This window comes from Bacillus sp. FSL K6-0042, from assembly GCF_038006685.1.
GTDB lineage: Bacteria > Bacillota > Bacilli > Bacillales > Bacillaceae_G > Bacillus_A > Bacillus_A pseudomycoides.
In genome coordinates, this window is the sequence record NZ_JBBOVS010000001.1 from 2,495,770 (window position 1) to 2,513,878 (window position 18,109).

The window sequence follows — 18,109 nt, forward strand, 5'->3', positions numbered from 1 at the left end:
CATGCATTGCTTTTCTTCCTATAATATGGCTAAAATGAGTACTATATTATTTGAAGGGAGAGAACGCAGTGGAACACCATTCCTCAGTCCTATCACTTATGATTGTTGTCGCAATCGCGTTTTTCATTCCCCTTTTGTTACAACGCTTTAAACTAAAAGCACTTCCTGTCGTTGTTGCCGAAATTATTGCAGGAATTTTTGTAGGAAAAAGTGGATTTAATATTATCGAGCCAGATATGTGGCTACAAGTTTTATCAACACTAGGATTTATCTTCTTAATGTTCTTAAGCGGTTTAGAAATTGATTTTTCTATATTTAAACAAAAAGGGAAAAAGAATAAGACGAATGAACCCAATACGTTCCAAGCAGCAAGCATTATCTTCTTATTTATTTTCATCTTATCCTATGCCCTATCACTTATATTTGTATGGCTTGGATTTGTAGATAACGCGATGTTCATGACATTGATTATCTCAACGATTTCTTTAGGTGTTGTTGTCCCAACACTAAAAGAAAACAACTTAGGAAAAACAGCAATCGGTCAAATTATTTTGTTAGTCGCCGTTATTGCAGACTTAGTTACAATGATTTTACTCGCTGTTTTCGTTGGATTAAACTCCGAAAGCGGTCAGAGTATGTGGCTTCTTCTCGTTCTATTTGGGGCAGGTATTGTAATTTACTTTGTTGCAAGACGCTTTAAAAATATTCCATACCTGGAAAGCCTAAAAGCTGGTAGTGTACAAATTGACACACGTGCTGTTTTTGCGCTTATTTTAATACTAGTCGGATTATCTGAATCTGTTGGTGCAGAAAATATTTTAGGAGCCTTTTTAGCAGGTGTACTCGTATCCTTATTATCACCAAATGAAGATATGGTTGAAAAACTCGATTCCATCGGATATGGTTTCTTCATTCCAATTTTCTTTGTAATGGTTGGTGTTAATCTAGAAGTATGGTCTATTTTTAAAGAGCCTTCTAGTATGTTAATGATTCCAATTTTAATTGTTGGACTCTTTATTTCAAAATTATTACCATCACTCGTACTGCGAAAATGGTACCCACATAATATCGTATTAGGAAGTGCGATTTTATTAACATCTACACTTTCCTTAGTTATTGCCGCAGCACAAATTGGTGAAAAGCTAAATATTATTAGTCCGAGTCTGTCTGCTTCCCTTATCTTGAGCGCAGTTATTACATGTATTTTTGCACCTGTATTATTTAAAAAGATGTTTCCAAAAGTGGCAACACCAAAACCAAGAGTTTCTATTATTGGTGCAAGTCGAATCACTCTTCCATTATCACTTGATTTAAAACGCGAAGATTATGATGTAACACTATACATGATGCGTCAAAATAAAGTAAATGCCGAGGAAGCGAAATCTCATGACTTCCCAATCGTAAAACTAAATACAATTACGATAGAACTATTAGAAGAACAAAAAGCCTTCGATGCAGATCGAGTTGTCGTCGCAACAAGTGATGATGAGCAAAACTTATTATTAGCAGAACACGCAAAAGAATTAGGCGTTGAGCATGTCATTGCAAGTGTAGAAGATCCTCTTTTACAGGAAAAAGCAACGCAAGAGCATATTGCTGTATTCTCGACGATTAACTCCACACGCATTTTATTACGTGCACTCATTGATAAGCCGAGTCTCGTTCGTTTAATTACGACTGCGAATGAAACGGTTCGCGAAGTAGAATTACGTAGTAATACATACAACGGTTTACCGCTTCGTCGTTTGCCATTCCTAGGTGACGTACTTATCATCCAAATTTACCGTGGTAACAAAGCATTAATACCACATGGTGATACAAAATTACAAAATGGTGATACACTTCTTGTAACAGGATCAAAAGAGCACATTGATACAATGAAAAGCATATTAGAATAGCAAAAAGTCCCCTTTCAAAATTGAGAGGGGACTTTTTAAATCGGCATGTAAAAAATAACACAAAACAATTACTCCTTGTTTCCCTAAACCATAATACTTTTAATTTTTTTCTTAAGATTCTTACTTCCTTATGGTAAAATATTACTATCATAAATTATAAGGATGAATCACACTATGTCTATTTCAACTTTAGCTCTTTTATTATTAGCAGAGGTACTTGTAGCCATTATTCTCATCGGTATTAGCATTGAAATTTGCAGCTATGGGTGGAAGAAGCCAAATGGAACGAAATACTTTTGTCTCTTTCTTTCCCTTATTATTGGTACTTGTAGCATATTAGGCCTTTGTGTCGCGCCGGCCTATTTCTTTTTACAACTGATAGAAAAATCTTCATAAGAAAGGTGAATTATGTATGGTTACAATTAAATGTATTGACGCCTCCGAAACATACGAACTACGCCAAAAAATTTTACGCCCAACTCAACAGTTGGACGATTGTAAATACCCATCTGATTACGAAACAAATTCCTTTCATCTTGGTGCCTTCTTAAATGATAAACTTATTAGCATTGCTTCGTTCTCTCATGAAATACCCCCTTCCTTACAGGGTAACCATCACTATCGTTTACGAGGCATGGCTACAGTACCTACCTTTCGGAAACAACATGCCGGTAGCTCATTAATCCAACAAGCTGAAGTAATCTTAAAAGAGCGTCAAGCAGAGATATTATGGTGTAATGCTCGTATTACCGTTACAGATTACTACAAACGATTAGGATTCCTTGAGCATGGTGAAATATTCGATATACATCCGATTGGACTTCATAAATTAATGTATAAAACATTATGAATTGAACTACCCCCACCTACCTCTACAATGAAGTGCACCCCAATTGTTAGACGCAGTCTAACAATTGGAGGTGCACTTCAGCTTGCGGTGGGGGATTCTACTGTTTTTGTCGCAACAAAAACACTTCCTCTCGATAAAGAGGATATCCTCTTTATTTCACAATTCCGCTCTCTCCTTGTAGCTCTTTTAAATACTCTTCTTTCTCATCACGGTAAAATAAATTATACGTATCAAATGGAATAATCCTTCCATCTGGGTGTACAATATGAACACATGATTTCTTTACCGAACGTATATCTAGATCATAGTTGTCCATAAACTTCATAATTAACACACGAAATACATTTTCATAACCAATCCCTGTTGGAAGACTTACTTTTGGCAAGCAACAGAGTAATTCTTTTAATGAATCCTAGCCACTTTCTGGTGAATGATTCAAGCTAAATAACTTAAAATTTTTCCCTTTTAATTGCTCATCACTTTCAAAAACAATCGTATTTCGATCAATCATACTTGTCAGCCGAAAAATAGATCCATTCAATTTTAGTCCATATCCCACTCCTTTTATGACATAACGGTAAAAAACCATACATAATATCACAAGGTTTTGTAAAACAAATGCCATTCTAGTATGTTTTAGTCCTTGAATCATTAAGCGTTCATCTTTCACGATCCTCATCGATATCCTTCACTCCTTATCCTCCCAAAATAAATCATTTAATGTTTGATTTACGGCATAACAAATTTTTAAACACAAATCTAAAGAAGGGTTATATTTTCCTTTTTCAATTAAACTAATCGTTTGCCGTGTAACTCCTACTTTTTCTGCTAATTGTTGTTGTGTTAAATCTAACTGAACACGAGCGACCTTTATTTTACTTACAGCCAATCTATGCCCCTCCTTCACTATTAATTGTAACGTATATATTCCATTATTAAATTACATTATTATTGAAATACAATTTCTCTCTTCATAACGAATTATCCATTTCTACGAATAAAAGTTTCACCTTATTATACACGAAAAAAGGCACTCCTATTAAAATGTACCCTATAGAATAGACACTTAAAAAAAAGTCTATTCTATAGGGTATTTCTTGTATAATAGGAGAAAAATTAGAATCGGAGAAATTTCACAATGACGAAAAAGCTATTTACAGAAAAAGAGGTTCAAACGCTATCAAAGAATCCATACGTAAAATCTATGAGTGAGAAAGGAATTACTTATACAGACGACTTTAAGCGCATATTTATTGAAGAAAATAGAAAAGGAAAGTTACCACGAGACATTTTTGAAAAATATGGTTTTGATATAGATATGATCGGAATGAAGCGTGTTACGTCGGCAAGAGATAGATGGTGTGCCGCTTATAGAAAAAATGGTGTATTAGGATTACGTGATACACGTAAAGAAAACCTAGGGAGATCTTTAGAGAGAGAACTTACTTTAGAGGAAAAGTATGCGCGTTTAGAAGCTGAACGGAACTTACTAAAAGCTGAAAATGAGCTGTTAAAAAAGATCAAACTTATGGAAGGGAGGATGAAAAGGAAATAACGTTACTACCTAGTAAAAAATATATCTTGATTCGTTCTGTTATCGTAAAATATAACCTAAGAAATATGGTGAGTCACTTATGTAAGATAGCTGGCGTTTCACGTTCTGGATATTATAACTATTTCTCTTTGAAAGCTAGAGAACAACGAAAACAAATGGATAAAAAAGACGAGAAAGTGAAGAGAATCATATTAAAAGCTTTTCATTTTAAAGGACGTCAAAAAGGAGCCCGTCAAATAAAAATGACATTGGAGGGGCAATTTCATATTGTTTACAATTTGAAGCGTATACGAAGAATTATGAAAAAATACAAGATTGTTTGCCAGATTCGGAAAGCGAATCCTTATAAAAAAATGATGAAAGCGACGCAAGAACATAGAGTGGTCCCAAACTTATTAAAGCGAGAATTCAAACAAAACATCCCGGGAAAAGTATTACTTACCGATATCACTTATTTATTTTACGGAAAAGGAAAGAAAGCGTATTTATCGACTATTAAGGATGGATCAACCAATGAAATTTTGGCTTACCACGTTTCTAGTCGAATTACGTTAGATTTAGCCATAGATACACTTGTAAAGCTAAAGAAGAATAGAAAGGTAAAGTTAGCCGAAGGAGCATTTATTCATTCTGATCAAGGCTCTCACTATACAAGTCCTATTTATCAAAAGTTGGTCAAGAAATATGGATTAGGACAATCCATGTCAAGAAGAGGAAACTGTTGGGATAACGCCCCACAAGAATCATTTTTTGGTCATTTTAAAGATGAAGCATATATAAAACCTTGTGAGTCTTTTGCACAATTAAAAAATGAAATTAAGAACTACATGACGTATTACAATCATTATAGATATCAATGGAATTTAAAAAAGATGACTCCTGTTGAATACAGAAATCATCTTCTTGATGTTGCATAACTTTTTTTAAAAATGTCCTTTACAAAGGGTACAGATTATATGAGGAGTACCTTTTTCTATCTCATTATAAAAATAAATGACATCCAAACAAAATCGCAAAGAAATAAAGAAGCGGATGAACTTCCATCCCTTTCCCTTTCACAATCTTTAAGATAGGATAGATTAAAAATCCAAGTGCAATTCCATTCGCAATACTAGATGTTAATGGAATCCCTACGAAAATTAAAAACGCCGGTAATGCATCTTCAATTTCATTCCAGTTAATATCGCGAATACTTTGTGCCATTAGACTTCCTACAATGATTAATGATGGAGCAGTAATTGCTGCTACACTTGATAAAGAGGCAATAACAGGACTGAAAAATGCAGTAACTATCGTTAAGCAGATTACTACAATACCTGTTAATCCTGTTTTACCACCTGCCGCAATTCCCGCTGATGATTCAATCGTTGCTGCTGTCGGACTTGTCCCAAATACTGCTCCCGTTGTACCACCGATTGCATCAGCAATAAATGCTTTACCGAAACGTTTTTCAGTGTTATCTGTACTTAAACCAGCTTGTTTAATTAAACCAAGCAAGGCACCGGTTGTATCAAATAACAGTACAAGTAAAAATGAAAACACAACTCCGTATAATCCATATTCAATCACATCAGATAACGCAGTCATCGGATTTGAAACAATGATCCCCTTTGGTAAGTGAGGGATAGCTGCAATTTTATCCTCAAACTTAAGTTGACCTGTAAAAAAGGCAATGATGCCCGTCACAATCATACTAATAAATAGTGCACCACTCACACGTAATGCCATTAACACTGCTGCTAACACTAAACCAATTAGTGTTAAAATAACAGCTGGTGAATGAAAATCTCCAATTGTAACTAAATTAGATGGATGATCAACGATAATCCCAGATAAACGAAGACCAATGAAAGCAATAAATAACCCAATTCCACCTGCAATAGCCTGTTTTAAACTATCTGGAATTGCTACAATAAGCTTTTGACGAAATGATGTGAAAGATAGTAAAAGAAAAATAATACCTGTTACAAATACTGCTGAAAACGCAATAACATATGTAATGCCTTCTGCTTTTTGTACAACAGAATAAGCAAAGTATGCATTCATCCCCATGGCTGGAGCAATGACGATTGGATAATTTGCAAAAAACGCCATACATAATGTTCCGACAACTGTCGCAATAATGGTTGCCGTAAATGCTTGATCAAAAGGTACACCTGCATCAGATAATATTTTCGGATTGATGACAAGAATGTACGCAAATGTAAAAAACGTTGTGATGCCAGCTAAAATCTCTTGCTTCACAGAAGTGTTATACTTTTGTAATTGAAACATGCTTAAGTACCCTTCCTACACAATGAATTATTATCACACATTCTTATTATTATACGAGAAAATGTAATACTTAATCTTACCAATCAATAAAAAGAAGAGTCAATGTATTCAATAATAGTTTGAATTTTAAGTTTAGGTCTGACAAATATAGATATAGTACAGCATACACCGACAATTTTTGTAGCATAACAGAAAGAAATGTTTTATAATTTAAAATAGTTTCACTTTTATGCAAACGCATTCAAACTTTTTCATCCTATAAGGAGGCTTTTTATGCAGCACACAAACAAATCAGGAAATTTAAACCGCGGTCTAAAACAACGACACATCACGTTGATGTCTCTTGGATCCGCTATTGGCGTAGGACTATTTTTAGGATCTGCTTCCGCTATTAAATTAGCTGGCCCTTCTATTCTGTTAGCCTATATGATTGCTGGACTCGTTATCTTCTTCATTATGCGCGCTCTTGGGGAAATGGCAATTGAACAGCCTGTTGCTGGTTCTTTTAGCAAATATGCACATGATTATTTAGGACCGTTAGCAGGTTATATCACTGGTTGGAACTACTGGTTTTTATGGGTTGTTACTTGTATGGCAGAAATCACTGCCGCTGGTATTTATATGGAGTTTTGGTTCCCAGATATCCCGCGCTGGATTTGGGCATTAATGGCTCTCGTATTAATGAGTGCATTTAACTTTTTATCTGTAAAAGTATTCGGGGAACTTGAATTTTGGTTTGCTTTAATTAAAATTGTCACAATTATCTGTATGATTGTAATTGGGACAGGCATTATTTTATTTGGATTTGGAAATGATGGTATCGCCACTGGTATTTCAAATCTTTGGTCACACGGCGGATGGTTTCCAAATGGTTTTTCTGGGTTACTTCTTTCCTTACAAATGGTTTTATTCGCTTATCTAGGAGTCGAGCTCATCGGTGTCACAGCTGGTGAAGCACAAAATCCAAAGAAAACACTCGCAAAAGCAATTGATAACGTATTTTGGCGTATTTTACTGTTCTACGTTGGAGCCTTATTTGTTATGATGGCAATTTATCCATGGAATGAACTTGGCGATAAAGGAAGTCCATTTGTATTAACATTCCAACAAATTGGTATAGCAAAAGCAGCAGGAATTATTAACTTTGTCGTCTTAACAGCGGCTCTTTCTTCTTGTAACGGTGGTCTATTTAGTACGGGACGTATGTTATTTACATTGGCGCAACAAAAAAAGGCACCTGAAAAGTTCGGCCGTTTGAATAAAAATGGGATTCCAAGTAAAGGAATTTTAGCAACTTCTTTCGTCCTACTAGCTGGTGTTATTTTAAACTATCTTGTTCCTGCAAAAGTATTTACATGGCTTACTAGTATTTCAACGTTCGGCGCAATTTGGACATGGGGGATCATATTAGTTACCCAAATCCGCTTCCGAAAAGGATTACCAGCACAAACTAAGCAAAATTTAACGTATAAAATGCCTTTGTATCCATTAAGTTCTTATTTTTCACTCGGTTTCCTTACATTAGTATTAGGAATCATGGCTTATTCAGAAGATACACGAATCGCATTAATTGTTGGTCCAATTTGGTTAATTGCATTGGTAGTTGTATATTACTTAAAAGGATTTCATAAGATAGATGCTGTAGCAAATTCAAAAATTAGTTAAATAAGAAACCCCCTTCCCGATAGCGAGGAAGGGGGTTTCTTATTTTTCACACAAATATTTATCAACAAAATTCATGTTATTTTTACAAATTTTTTGTATATTTTACATTTTCCATCTTTATTTTCATAAAAAAATCCATTACATTATTAAGGGACATATATTTATTATTAGGGGGATTCTTCTATGAAGAACAAAAAATGGCTTAAACTTTCTTTAGCAACAGCAATTACACTCAGTATCGGAAGCACTTATATTCCACCTGCTTTCGCCGAAAGTTCTACAGATCCAGCACCTGAAATTGCTGCAAAAGTTGTAAATCAAAACAATGGGAAGAAAGTATTATTTGATAATACACATGGGCAAACAGCAGGTACAGCTGATTGGGTCATTGATGGTGGTTTTTCCGATTTTGGAAATGGCATTGCAAAAAATGGATATTTTGTAAAAGAGCTTCGCCAATCTACACCTATTACATATGAAAATTTAAAAGATTATAATGTGTTTATCGTTCCTGAAGCAAATATTCCTTATAAAAAATCTGAACAAGATGCTATGTTACAGTATGTTAAAAATGGTGGTAGTATTTTCTTTATCGCAGATCATTATAATGCAGACCGAAATAAGAATCGCTGGGATTCTTCAGAGGTATTTAATGGATACAGACGTGGTGCATGGGACAACCCTGCAAAAGGTATGCCTAATGAAGAAGCAAACTCACCAGTAATGCAAGGAGTAGAAAGCTCCGATTGGTTATCTCAAAACTTTGGTATTCGCTTTCGCTATAATGCGCTTGGAGATGTTTCTGCCAAAAATATTGTATCACCTGAACAATCCTTTGGTATTACGAAAGGTGTTTCATCAGTAGCTATGCATGCTGGTTCTACACTTGCCATTACAAACCCTAAATTAGCAAAAGGAATCGTGTACCTTCCAGAAAACCCATCAAAATGGAATAACGCTGTTGATAGTGGTGTTTATAATGGTGGCGGTATTGCAGAAGGTCCTTATGCTGCTATTGCTAAGGTTGGCCTTGGAAAAACAGCATTTATCGGCGATTCTTCTCCTGTTGAGGATGCCTCACCAAAATATGTTCGTGAAGATACAGGACAAGCAAAAAAAACATATGATGGGTATAAAGAAGAAAATGACGCTATCTTATTGGATAATATTGTTAATTGGTTATCTAAACAAGAAACCTATACAAGTTTAGATCAAGTAAATGGCTTACAACTTGATAACCCAACACCTTTACAAACATTTGAGCAACCTAATTTATCAACTGAGCCACAACCAGAACCTTGGAGCGCCCCAAATCAAGGATATAAATGGTTCAATACAAATACATTTAAGCCAGGTTCATATGGATACAGCAGTACAGTAACTACACCTGTAAATAATTACGTAGTTACGCATCCTAGTATCCTGCCAAACAATGAAGTATTCCAAGTGAAAATTCAATTAAATAACTTATTACCAAATACAACATATAGTAATTATTCTCTAGGAATTTTTACAACTGGAGGATCACAAGTTGCGAAAATCCAAAATGAAAATGGTACTTGGCCGTCTAACTTTGGATATAGTAATACATTCTCTTTCATAACAAACAGTCTAGGTTTTGCTGAAAAAGTAGTAAATGTACAACTCGCACCAAATACAACTGGACAAGCCACTTTGCGTCTTCGTCAAAATACAACGACAAAATATAATGAAGCTGTCACTATTAATAATAAATAATAAAAAAAGCAATCCTAAATGGATTGCTTTTTTACTACTCATCTTTTTCTTTTGAGAAAAACATTCTAGAAATAACAATTCCTAGTCCACCAATAAGTAAGAATAATACTGCACGAATCATCATTGATACTTCTGGTAAATCTAAGAAGAATAACTTACTCACTGTCACAACTAACACCACTAGCCCCGCATACAGTATTTCATTCATTCTTCTATTACGCCCAAACCAAACTGAAACTAAAGCATATATCATCCATAAAAGAGAGACAGGTACACTAATGATACTTCCGCTTGTTGAAAGAACCTCTCCTATTCTAGTAATTGTAATAAATACAAGTACCATAAAGCCGTACAGTGTAATTGAATACACATGTTTTCCAAACCGTTGTAACATTGGTTTCACTCTCATCATGCCATAATAAAATGTTCCAAGCAAAATGAAGTGAGCTACAAAAGAAGCTGACATAAATGCTTCAAATGGACTAACGAGCGTTTGAAGCATACCAATCGCATAAATGACAACGCTTATATAAAACTTAATTTCTTGTTTCAATTTAACAGAAGTAACAACACCTAAGAATCCTTGTAACATTAAGACAATCGATCCATTTACTAAGCTGAACTCATATAAAATTGCTAAACTAAACGATCCCATTGCAAATCCAAATAAAAGATCGGTAAATAATGATTTTTTATTTTTCGTATATTCAGCTACAAACATTACAGCGTGCACAATTGTACTAATCAATAGTCCCCATGTTGTAAAGTCTGGAATTTTTACAATTGTCATAATAAAGAAGATTGCATTGGCACTAAATATCCCACTTCTAGGCTGATAAATAAATTTTCTATCATTAAACATATGCCAAAAAAGTGTAATATGAATGAATCCATAAACAACTGTTAATTGTACATTTAAATTTCCTAGTAACGCTGTCATAATCACAAAGAAGACAAATGTTACAAGTACAGAAACACAATAAGACACCATATATAAATATTGATAACGGTTCTTATACGCATACCATAATAAACTAATCGTTAATATTGCTTCATATCCAAAGAAAATGTAAGAATTAGGTGCTGTACTATTTAATAAGAACGGTACAAAAAAGGCACCCACAGATACAAATATAGCGAGATACTCTGATTGATATCGCTTAGCAAGATAAATGCCAAGTATAATCCAAATAATATTAAGTATAAATGCAATGCTTGCTGGAAAGAAATGATACAAATAATGTGCAGCAAATGTCGTTAAAACTATCCCTGTAATACTCCCCCCAGCTAATACTAACCCTAATGCTTGACGTTCCTGTTTTATTTGCATATCACCTACATAGTACAAACCAACTGATAATACTACGCCAAATATAATACGAATTGCTGGAGTAAGTAATCCCGCATCTACTCCCGCTTTAAATAGCCAAATTACCCCAAGTAGCATAATTGCAACGAAAATACGTGGTAGCCATGTTTGACAAAATTTTATAATGTCAAATGGTTCAGGCTTAAACGCAGATATATCTACTTGTTTTACTTCTGATTCCTCCACACTTTCTTGACTAACGACTATTTCTTCTTGCCGTACATTTGGCGCGGGGATGCTGACTTCTGGTTTCTTTTCAATAAGCTCCTGTTTGTTCAGCTCTCTTTCTTGCTGAACTTTTCCTTCTATTTCCCTTTGCTGTACCTTTAATTCATAGAGCGCCTCTTGTATTGTATCAATTGCTGTTTCTAGAGCTTCTATTTTTTTGTTTAAATCCTCTTTCATTCTCTCCCCCCTCTAATCTTGCTGCTAAAACAGGAATATACCTATAATTGGTGAAATTACCAATTACCTATATCATACTATTAGTTTATTCATTTTTTAAGAGAATTTTCCTTAATTCCCTCCAGTTTCTGCTATTATAGTAATATAACAGTATTCCACCTTTTATTTTTTAACTACAAAATGTTGTTTATGAGGTGTTGCTTTGAAACAATCGATTGGGGACAATGGCTCAAAAAAGAAAACCCGTGGTCTACGGCGTGCATGCCGGAATTTCTTGCAATATACGACTATGCATACAAGCTCTTTACCAAATGCTAACAAACATTCTGCTTTAGATTGCTGGTCTATTCCTCTTCCCTTCAATCCTTCTTATATGCATTCAAAACGTAAATCAAACGCGATTAAACAATTTTATTTACAGACAGCAATCAATCGAGTAGAGCATTTAATCCGTATAAAAACTACAACTGAAAAAGAGTATCGTATTTATTTTGTTGTCTCTTTCCCTAATTTACACGCTTCTAATATCTTAATTGTATGTAGTAAACAAGGAATAGCACGATTTTTTGAAGGCTTTCTAGGTAGATACATGGACGGACCACAGTGGATTCCATTACCACAAGAACGCGATATTGAAAGAGAATGCGGCTTACATATACCTAACGAATTACAAGTAAAAGGATATACAGAAATTTTTACTGATTCTGATTACAATGACAAAGAAATCTGGTTTATAGGTGAATTAGATTAAACAAAAAAGGCGTTTTCCAGTATAGAAAACACCTTTTTCTTCTAATCCTTTTTATTCATACAAGCACTTACAATCATTCCTAAACAGCCACCTACAATCGCTGGAATAATCCATCCTACTCCTTCTGTATATAAAGGAATGTGTTCTAATATAGATGTCCATTTTGAAAGTAGCACGTTACGATTTAAAATATCTATTCCACTAAACACCGCTACTAGTCCAATAGTCACTGGATATATATACGTATACTTACCGATATACTTATGACATATTCCTAAAATAATAAGTGTTAAAGCAATCGGATAAATAAACCCAAGAATAGGGACTGATACTTTTAAAATTTGTGTTAATCCTAAATTAGCAAGAATCATACTAACGACACTTAAGACAAAAGCCCACACTTTATAAGAGACACTTGGAAATACTTCTGTAAAAAACTGACTACAAGATGTAACAAGTCCAATCGATACACACAAACAAGCAACTGTAAAAATAATTCCTAATAATATCATACCGCTTTGTCCAAATAATGTAGTCATCACATGAGCTAATACTTGTGCACCATTATCAAATTTTCCAAGTGAGCCACTTATTGATCCGACATATCCGAGAATAACGTAAATAAGAGATAATAATAGACCAGCACCGATACCTGCCATACTCATATACTTTGCTAAGCCTTTTTCATCTTGTACTCCTTTTTCACGCAAAGCATTTGCTACAACAATTCCAAAGATTAATGCTGCTAAAGCATCCATCGTTAAATACCCATCTAAAAAACCTTGAAACACCGCAGATTTCCCATAGTTCCCTACAGGTACTTGAACATCTCCCACTGGTGTAATCATACTCTTTATAAAAATAAGGGAAATCATACATAATAATAAAGGTGTTAACAACTTTCCAAACAGCCCTATTAATTTCGATGGCGATAAACTTAACCAATATACAATACTAAAAAAGATGATTGTATAGACGAGTAGGAATATACCACTAGCCTCTGGAAGAAACTGGCCTGGTCCCATTTCAAAAGCTAAACTTCCTGCACGTGGTATACCAAGCCCAGGACCGATAAACAAATAAATTAAACAAGGAAAAATAATTGCAAAAGAGGAATGTACACGATTTGCTAGTCCTTGGAAACTTCCGGCCTTAGCAATTGCCATTACACCTAATATCGGAAGTCCAGTTGCTGATATGATAAATCCAAACAACGAAATCCACACATTGTCCCCTGCTTCATATCCAAGGAAAGGTGGGAAAATAAGATTTCCAGCTCCGAAAAACATGGAAAATAACATCAGACTCATAAGTAAAATTTCTTTTTTCTGTAATGATTTCATTTCTTTCTCCTTTTTTACTTTCAAATAAGGTGGAATCCTTTTCACCCTATATACATTTTGTTTGTTCAACATATAAATTGCGGCTACGCCTAACAAAAGATGATTCGCACTCATCCTCTCTCTTTGTCTTCACTTAGCATGAGACAGAAAAAGGATCTGACTGCTTCTATCCATGAACAAATGCTCTCTCCCATTTAAAAAGAGAGGTATATAACTCGATTTTGATTTTCCAACATATCAGTTGCGGCTTTGAAAACAAAAGCAGACCTCCACTCGTTTTCTCCTTTTGAGCCCCTAACCGCTTCTATACATAGTCGGATGCTCTCTTCCATCTAAAAAGAAAGGTTTTACATTGTTTTTCAATTTTCACTTATACGCTAAAACAAATATAGTCCATAGTCTACCACAAAAGAAATCCCCATTCTATATCCGCTCTGTTTTCCAATTTCTTCTGAAAAATCGACCTTTATTGACATCTAATAGTTAATAAAGTAAACTATTAAACATACAAAACTATTAACCTTGTTTTCGTTTGTGTCAGGAGGAAACTTAAATGGAATCAGCGATACAACTTGAGAAAAAACAACAAAAAAACAAGAAACATCCTCCAGGTTTATACTTACTCTTCTTCACAGAAATGTGGGAACGATTTAGTTACTATGGATTACGAGGATTATTAACACTATATTTAACAACAGCTTTAGTAAGTGGTGGTCTTGGATTTAGTCCCGGGTGGGCACTTTCTATCTATGGTTTTTACACTGGAGCATGTTACTTTACTCCAATGATTGGTGGATACTTAACTGACCGATTTCTTGGAAGACGCTTAGCTATCACGATAGGTGGCGTGACAATGGCAATCGGTAACCTTACGCTATTTGCCCTGCAAAACCAAATCGGCCTATACCTTGGACTCGCGCTTATTATTATTGGTAATGGTTTCTTCAAACCAAATATTTCTACACTTGTTGGACAACTGTATGAAGAAAATGACCCAAAACGTGATAGTGCATTTACCATTTTCTATATGGGTATTAACGTCGGTTCATTTTTAGCTCCACTCGTTTGCGGGTTTTTATCAGAAAATTTATTCAAAACAACAGTAGATGGCGTTGTTCATTACGGCTTCCGTTACGGATTCTTAGCTGCTTCAATCGGTATGATTATTGGACAAATTTTATTTACAACATTGTCTAATCGCTACCTTGGTGATATCGGTAAAAGACCAACAAGAGATTTACAAGCAGCATCAGGGAAACAAACAGCTGGTAATACACCACTCACTAAAAAAGAAAAACAACATACAGCAGTTATTGTTATTCTAACTTGCTTCGTCGTCTTCTTTTGGGCTGGTTTTGAACAGGCTGGTAGCTCGTTAACGTTATATACAAACACGTTTGTTGATCGTTCTGTATTTGGATGGGAAATCCCAACATCTTGGTTCCAATCAGTCAATCCACTATTTATCATTTTGCTTGCTCCTGCTATTTCAGCACTATGGGCTAAGCTTGCTACAACAAAACGTGGAGATTTAAAAATCCCAACAAAAATGGGACTCGGTATGATTTTACTTGGAATCGGTTATATCGTTCTTGTTATCGCTACATTAAAAACAGGTAGTGATGAACACAACATTACAGAGCAAGCAAACCTATTATTTATTGTTTTTACTTATCTTTTCCATACATTAGGTGAATTGTTCTTATCACCTGTTGGATTATCAATGGTCAGTTCCCTTGCACCAGTAAAACTTGCCTCATTACTAATGGGCGTTTGGTTAGCTAGTTCAGGGATCGCTAACATTTTAGGTGGCCAACTCGCTAGTTTTACAACTTCACTTGGATATTCAGAAGTATTCACAGTTATAGGAGCAGTCGCTATTGTTTTAGGATGTGTTTTATTACTGCTTTCTAAAAAACTGGTAAAATGGATGGACTAAAAAAAGCTGAGGGAGCAATTCCTCAGCTTTTTATTTTCTTCGTTTTTACAAATTCCCCAGTAACAACAAAACGCTTGGAGTTATCTGATACAGATACACATGTAATAAGTGTAACTTCCGTTTTCCCGTGATCTTCTACTACTTCCCATTTATCAGGCGTTACTTCTGATACACCAGTAACAGCATACTCATATTCATTTTCATTATCATATAAATAAATTTTATCGTTCTTTTTTAATCTTGATACATCGCTGAATAGAACGCCTTTTTTTGACATGTTATGTCCTGCTAATGCATAGTTCCCTTTTCCCATCTCTTGCTTCTCTCTTACAGTCGTCGCACCTGATAATAAGTTTTTCTCAGTTGAACTATTTAAAACTGGAAGTTCTAATGAAATACTTGGAATAGACATACGTCCTATTACTTGTTTTTTATCCAACGATGCATTCGCAACTTCCGCTAAATTTGGTTGCTCAATTTTAGAAGCATCTACAAATTTTGTTTCATGTTTTTGGTATTCCATTTTCTGAACAGCCTGTGCATTTGCTGTTTGCTTATTCCCTGCCTTATATTCATCATAAAATGGTTTTCCAATTAACACACCACCTACAACAAATAAAAGAATTGCTAGTATACTATATATTCTTCGCTTATTCATACATAATCCCTTTCCTTTACAAAATCTTACTTCTATATAAGATGATAAAGTAAGATGACTATATGTACAAGTATGAGACGAAAAGGAAAAGAAATTTATTTACTTATACGATAAAAACTTAACACTCCATCTACTTCATCCGCACTCACAAACAAATCTCGACCGTTTACTTTATGAATTCCTTCCGGTGCTGCCCCAGCTGATGGAGCAAGTCCAATATAAACCGGAAACATTGGAATTGTCATATCGAAAAATAATACAGCATTCGCCCTTTCAGCAGCCACTGCTAAAATAGGATTTCCTTTTATCATACCAGTCGCTACATTTTCCACTTCACTTCCGCGATTCTCACTTCTGCTATCAGGATATAAACCCGCAGCCGCTACTTTTTCATCAATAAGATTCATACTATCATACACAAGAGATCCAGCCTGACTCCATACAGAAATGTTTCTCCCTCCTGATTTCACGCCATCTTTAAATTCATTTTTACCAAGATCCCCTTCATTAGCAGTAATGAGAAATCGCCCAGACGGATCCCATGTCACACCATCTGGTTCTAATCGTGCAGTTATCTCATCTTGAAAAGATACGGTACCATCCTTTTTTAAATCCGCCTTGTGTGTTGTCGTGCCCAGACCAAATATATTTTCAATTCGTTTTTCTGCGATATTTACAATTGCTACCGCATTATTTTCTTGCAATGTAACAGCCGCTTTATCTCCTTTTGGGCTAATCGCTACATACTCCGGCTGTGGGTCATGTTTATATATTGCTCCATTACTAATGTTACTCATATAGATTGGAAGCTCAATATGTTCCCCGCGCATGACATCACCGTCAGGAAATGTAATCATAGAAATACTTCCTGGTCGTTTTGTTTTTTTCATATTCACTTCATTTTCATCATTTGGATCGTTTTCCTCATCTTCATTACAAATAATAAGTGTTCTTCCATCTGCTGTTAACGCTACTGAATCTGGTCCTACACCTACTTCATACGTTTTTACAACTCTCTGCGCTGCTAAATCCACTACCGCCACTTGTCCCTTATTTGCATAATATAAGTTATCTCCAGTTCGAAAAGCAGCCAATGCGTACTTTCCGTCTGGTGTAACCGTTACACTCGTTACTTCTGCTTCTGAATGAATTTCTTTAAAACTCACATTTCCTAATACTTTTATATTCTCTAAATCTGCAATTGATAGAATCTGAATTTGTCCTAAATCTGCTTCCGTAACAACAAGTGTATTCCCATCAGGTGTTGATGCTGTAATTTCAGCCTTCCCATTTGGCATTTGAAATGAGGCGATTCGATTAACTTTTGTATCCTTATGTTTTTTACCAATAAAGTCCGTCACCATCTGTTCCACTTTCCCGCGATACGCTGGGTTAGATATACTTCCCTTTGGTAACGTCTCTATTTTATTCACAACCTGTTGTTCGTCCTTGTCTATTGTTTCTGCCCTCACATCATTTCCTGTCCATAATACGCTTACAATGATCCCACCGTATAAGAACGCCTTTTTCATTTCCCCACTCCCTTTATTCAATAAGCCCAATTTCTATCATAAAAAACGTTTGTAAATCTTCACTTCGATATACGTTAATTTTTTGTAAAAAATAGGATGTTTATTACAAAAAAAGACGTGCACGTGGCACGTC

General features: G+C 35.0%; 16 protein-coding genes. 8 read left to right on the forward strand and 8 right to left on the reverse strand.

All coding sequences use genetic code 11. From position 1 onward, the window contains the following. Nucleotides 1–68: 68 nt before the first annotated feature. The 3 genes from MHH45_RS12855 (at nt 69) to MHH45_RS12865 (ending at nt 2,748) form a co-directional block, all read left to right on the forward strand. Nucleotides 69–1,898 (forward strand): monovalent cation:proton antiporter family protein, encoded by a 1,830-nt coding sequence (locus tag MHH45_RS12855; RefSeq protein ID WP_016113150.1) that lies wholly within the window; start codon nt 69–71, stop codon nt 1,896–1,898. A 162-nt stretch (nt 1,899–2,060) separates the two neighbouring features. Further along, on the forward strand, nt 2,061–2,294 hold the full coding sequence (locus MHH45_RS12860; RefSeq protein ID WP_080740155.1) for a DUF4022 family protein: 234 nt from the start codon (nt 2,061–2,063) through the stop codon (nt 2,292–2,294). A gap of 16 nt (nt 2,295–2,310) precedes the next feature. Next, nucleotides 2,311–2,748: a GNAT family N-acetyltransferase gene (locus MHH45_RS12865; protein WP_016113149.1), complete on the forward strand. Its 438-nt coding sequence runs from the start codon at nt 2,311–2,313 to the stop codon at nt 2,746–2,748. A 151-nt stretch (nt 2,749–2,899) separates the two neighbouring features. Here the strand turns inward: MHH45_RS12865 and MHH45_RS12870 are convergent, their stop codons facing one another. From MHH45_RS12870 to MHH45_RS12880, 3 genes are read right to left on the reverse strand one after another with little or no spacing between them, the layout of a single operon-like run. After that, nucleotides 2,900–3,133: a hypothetical protein gene (locus tag MHH45_RS12870; protein ID WP_016113148.1), complete on the reverse strand. Its 234-nt coding sequence runs from the start codon at nt 3,131–3,133 to the stop codon at nt 2,900–2,902. A 27-nt stretch (nt 3,134–3,160) separates the two neighbouring features. Next, nucleotides 3,161–3,427: a hypothetical protein gene (locus MHH45_RS12875; protein WP_016113147.1), complete on the reverse strand. Its 267-nt coding sequence runs from the start codon at nt 3,425–3,427 to the stop codon at nt 3,161–3,163. Nucleotides 3,428–3,436: 9 nt separating this feature from the next. Then, the gene (locus MHH45_RS12880; RefSeq protein ID WP_016113146.1) at nt 3,437–3,637 is read right to left on the reverse strand and encodes a helix-turn-helix transcriptional regulator; all 201 of its coding nucleotides are present in this window, start codon (nt 3,635–3,637) and stop codon (nt 3,437–3,439) included. A 249-nt stretch (nt 3,638–3,886) separates the two neighbouring features. Between MHH45_RS12880 and MHH45_RS12885 the strand changes: the two genes are divergently transcribed. Continuing rightward, nucleotides 3,887–5,220, forward strand: a protein-coding gene (locus MHH45_RS12885) for an IS3 family transposase (protein ID WP_340862339.1) whose coding sequence is annotated in 2 segments (ribosomal slippage) — nt 3,887–4,274 and nt 4,274–5,220 — 1,335 coding nt in all. Because the reading frame shifts where the segments join, the coding sequence is not laid out codon by codon here. Nucleotides 5,221–5,284: 64 nt separating this feature from the next. On the opposite strand, the gene MHH45_RS12890 is transcribed toward MHH45_RS12885, so the two are convergent. Beyond that, nucleotides 5,285–6,577 carry an NCS2 family permease gene (locus MHH45_RS12890; protein ID WP_016113143.1) on the reverse strand — a complete coding sequence of 431 codons (1,293 nt, stop codon included), beginning with the start codon at nt 6,575–6,577 and terminating at the stop codon, nt 5,285–5,287. A gap of 273 nt (nt 6,578–6,850) precedes the next feature. On the opposite strand from MHH45_RS12890, the gene MHH45_RS12895 reads away from it, so the two are divergent. Beyond that, the gene (locus tag MHH45_RS12895) at nt 6,851–8,242 is read left to right on the forward strand and encodes an amino acid permease (RefSeq protein ID WP_016113142.1); all 1,392 of its coding nucleotides are present in this window, start codon (nt 6,851–6,853) and stop codon (nt 8,240–8,242) included. A gap of 183 nt (nt 8,243–8,425) precedes the next feature. Then, the gene (locus MHH45_RS12900; protein WP_088094309.1) at nt 8,426–9,979 is read left to right on the forward strand and encodes a DNA-binding protein; all 1,554 of its coding nucleotides are present in this window, start codon (nt 8,426–8,428) and stop codon (nt 9,977–9,979) included. Between the two features lie 34 nt (nt 9,980–10,013). Here MHH45_RS12900 and MHH45_RS12905 read toward each other — a convergent pair whose 3' ends face one another. Then, nucleotides 10,014–11,753, reverse strand: coding sequence for a DUF2339 domain-containing protein (locus MHH45_RS12905; RefSeq protein ID WP_016132542.1), 1,740 nt, complete (start codon nt 11,751–11,753; stop codon nt 10,014–10,016). A 202-nt stretch (nt 11,754–11,955) separates the two neighbouring features. Between MHH45_RS12905 and MHH45_RS12910 the strand changes: the two genes are divergently transcribed. Next, nucleotides 11,956–12,504, forward strand: a complete 549-nt coding sequence (locus MHH45_RS12910; protein WP_016113139.1) for a DUF3916 domain-containing protein — start codon at nt 11,956–11,958, stop codon at nt 12,502–12,504. A gap of 41 nt (nt 12,505–12,545) precedes the next feature. Here the strand turns inward: MHH45_RS12910 and brnQ1 are convergent, their stop codons facing one another. Continuing rightward, nucleotides 12,546–13,847 (reverse strand): branched-chain amino acid transport system II carrier protein BrnQ1, encoded by a 1,302-nt coding sequence (brnQ1, locus tag MHH45_RS12915; protein ID WP_077295003.1) that lies wholly within the window; start codon nt 13,845–13,847, stop codon nt 12,546–12,548. 553 nt (nt 13,848–14,400) lie between these two features. Between brnQ1 and MHH45_RS12920 the strand changes: the two genes are divergently transcribed. Continuing rightward, nucleotides 14,401–15,786 carry a peptide MFS transporter gene (locus tag MHH45_RS12920; RefSeq protein ID WP_016113137.1) on the forward strand — a complete coding sequence of 462 codons (1,386 nt, stop codon included), beginning with the start codon at nt 14,401–14,403 and terminating at the stop codon, nt 15,784–15,786. Between the two features lie 22 nt (nt 15,787–15,808). On the opposite strand, the gene MHH45_RS12925 is transcribed toward MHH45_RS12920, so the two are convergent. Both MHH45_RS12925 and MHH45_RS12930 read right to left on the reverse strand, forming a co-directional pair. Beyond that, entirely contained in the window at nt 15,809–16,444 is a 636-nt protein-coding gene (locus MHH45_RS12925) for a class A sortase (protein ID WP_016113136.1), read from the reverse strand. Between the two features lie 95 nt (nt 16,445–16,539). Beyond that, nucleotides 16,540–17,976, reverse strand: coding sequence for a hypothetical protein (locus MHH45_RS12930; RefSeq protein WP_016113135.1), 1,437 nt, complete (start codon nt 17,974–17,976; stop codon nt 16,540–16,542). Nucleotides 17,977–18,109 lie beyond the last annotated feature (133 nt).

Coding starts and splice junctions, on each gene's coding strand:
- MHH45_RS12895 (WP_016113142.1), top strand. CDS start 6,851: ATGCAGCACACAAACAAATCAGGAAATTTAAACCGCGGTCTAAAACAA.
- MHH45_RS12900 (WP_088094309.1), top strand. CDS start 8,426: ATGAAGAACAAAAAATGGCTTAAACTTTCTTTAGCAACAGCAATTACA.
- MHH45_RS12875 (WP_016113147.1), bottom strand. CDS start 3,427: ATGAGGATCGTGAAAGATGAACGCTTAATGATTCAAGGACTAAAACAT.
- MHH45_RS12860 (WP_080740155.1), top strand. CDS start 2,061: ATGAATCACACTATGTCTATTTCAACTTTAGCTCTTTTATTATTAGCA.
- MHH45_RS12925 (WP_016113136.1), bottom strand. CDS start 16,444: ATGAATAAGCGAAGAATATATAGTATACTAGCAATTCTTTTATTTGTT.
- MHH45_RS12905 (WP_016132542.1), bottom strand. CDS start 11,753: ATGAAAGAGGATTTAAACAAAAAAATAGAAGCTCTAGAAACAGCAATT.
- MHH45_RS12920 (WP_016113137.1), top strand. CDS start 14,401: ATGGAATCAGCGATACAACTTGAGAAAAAACAACAAAAAAACAAGAAA.
- MHH45_RS12930 (WP_016113135.1), bottom strand. CDS start 17,976: ATGAAAAAGGCGTTCTTATACGGTGGGATCATTGTAAGCGTATTATGG.
- MHH45_RS12890 (WP_016113143.1), bottom strand. CDS start 6,577: ATGTTTCAATTACAAAAGTATAACACTTCTGTGAAGCAAGAGATTTTA.
- brnQ1 (WP_077295003.1), bottom strand. CDS start 13,847: ATGAAATCATTACAGAAAAAAGAAATTTTACTTATGAGTCTGATGTTA.
- MHH45_RS12865 (WP_016113149.1), top strand. CDS start 2,311: ATGGTTACAATTAAATGTATTGACGCCTCCGAAACATACGAACTACGC.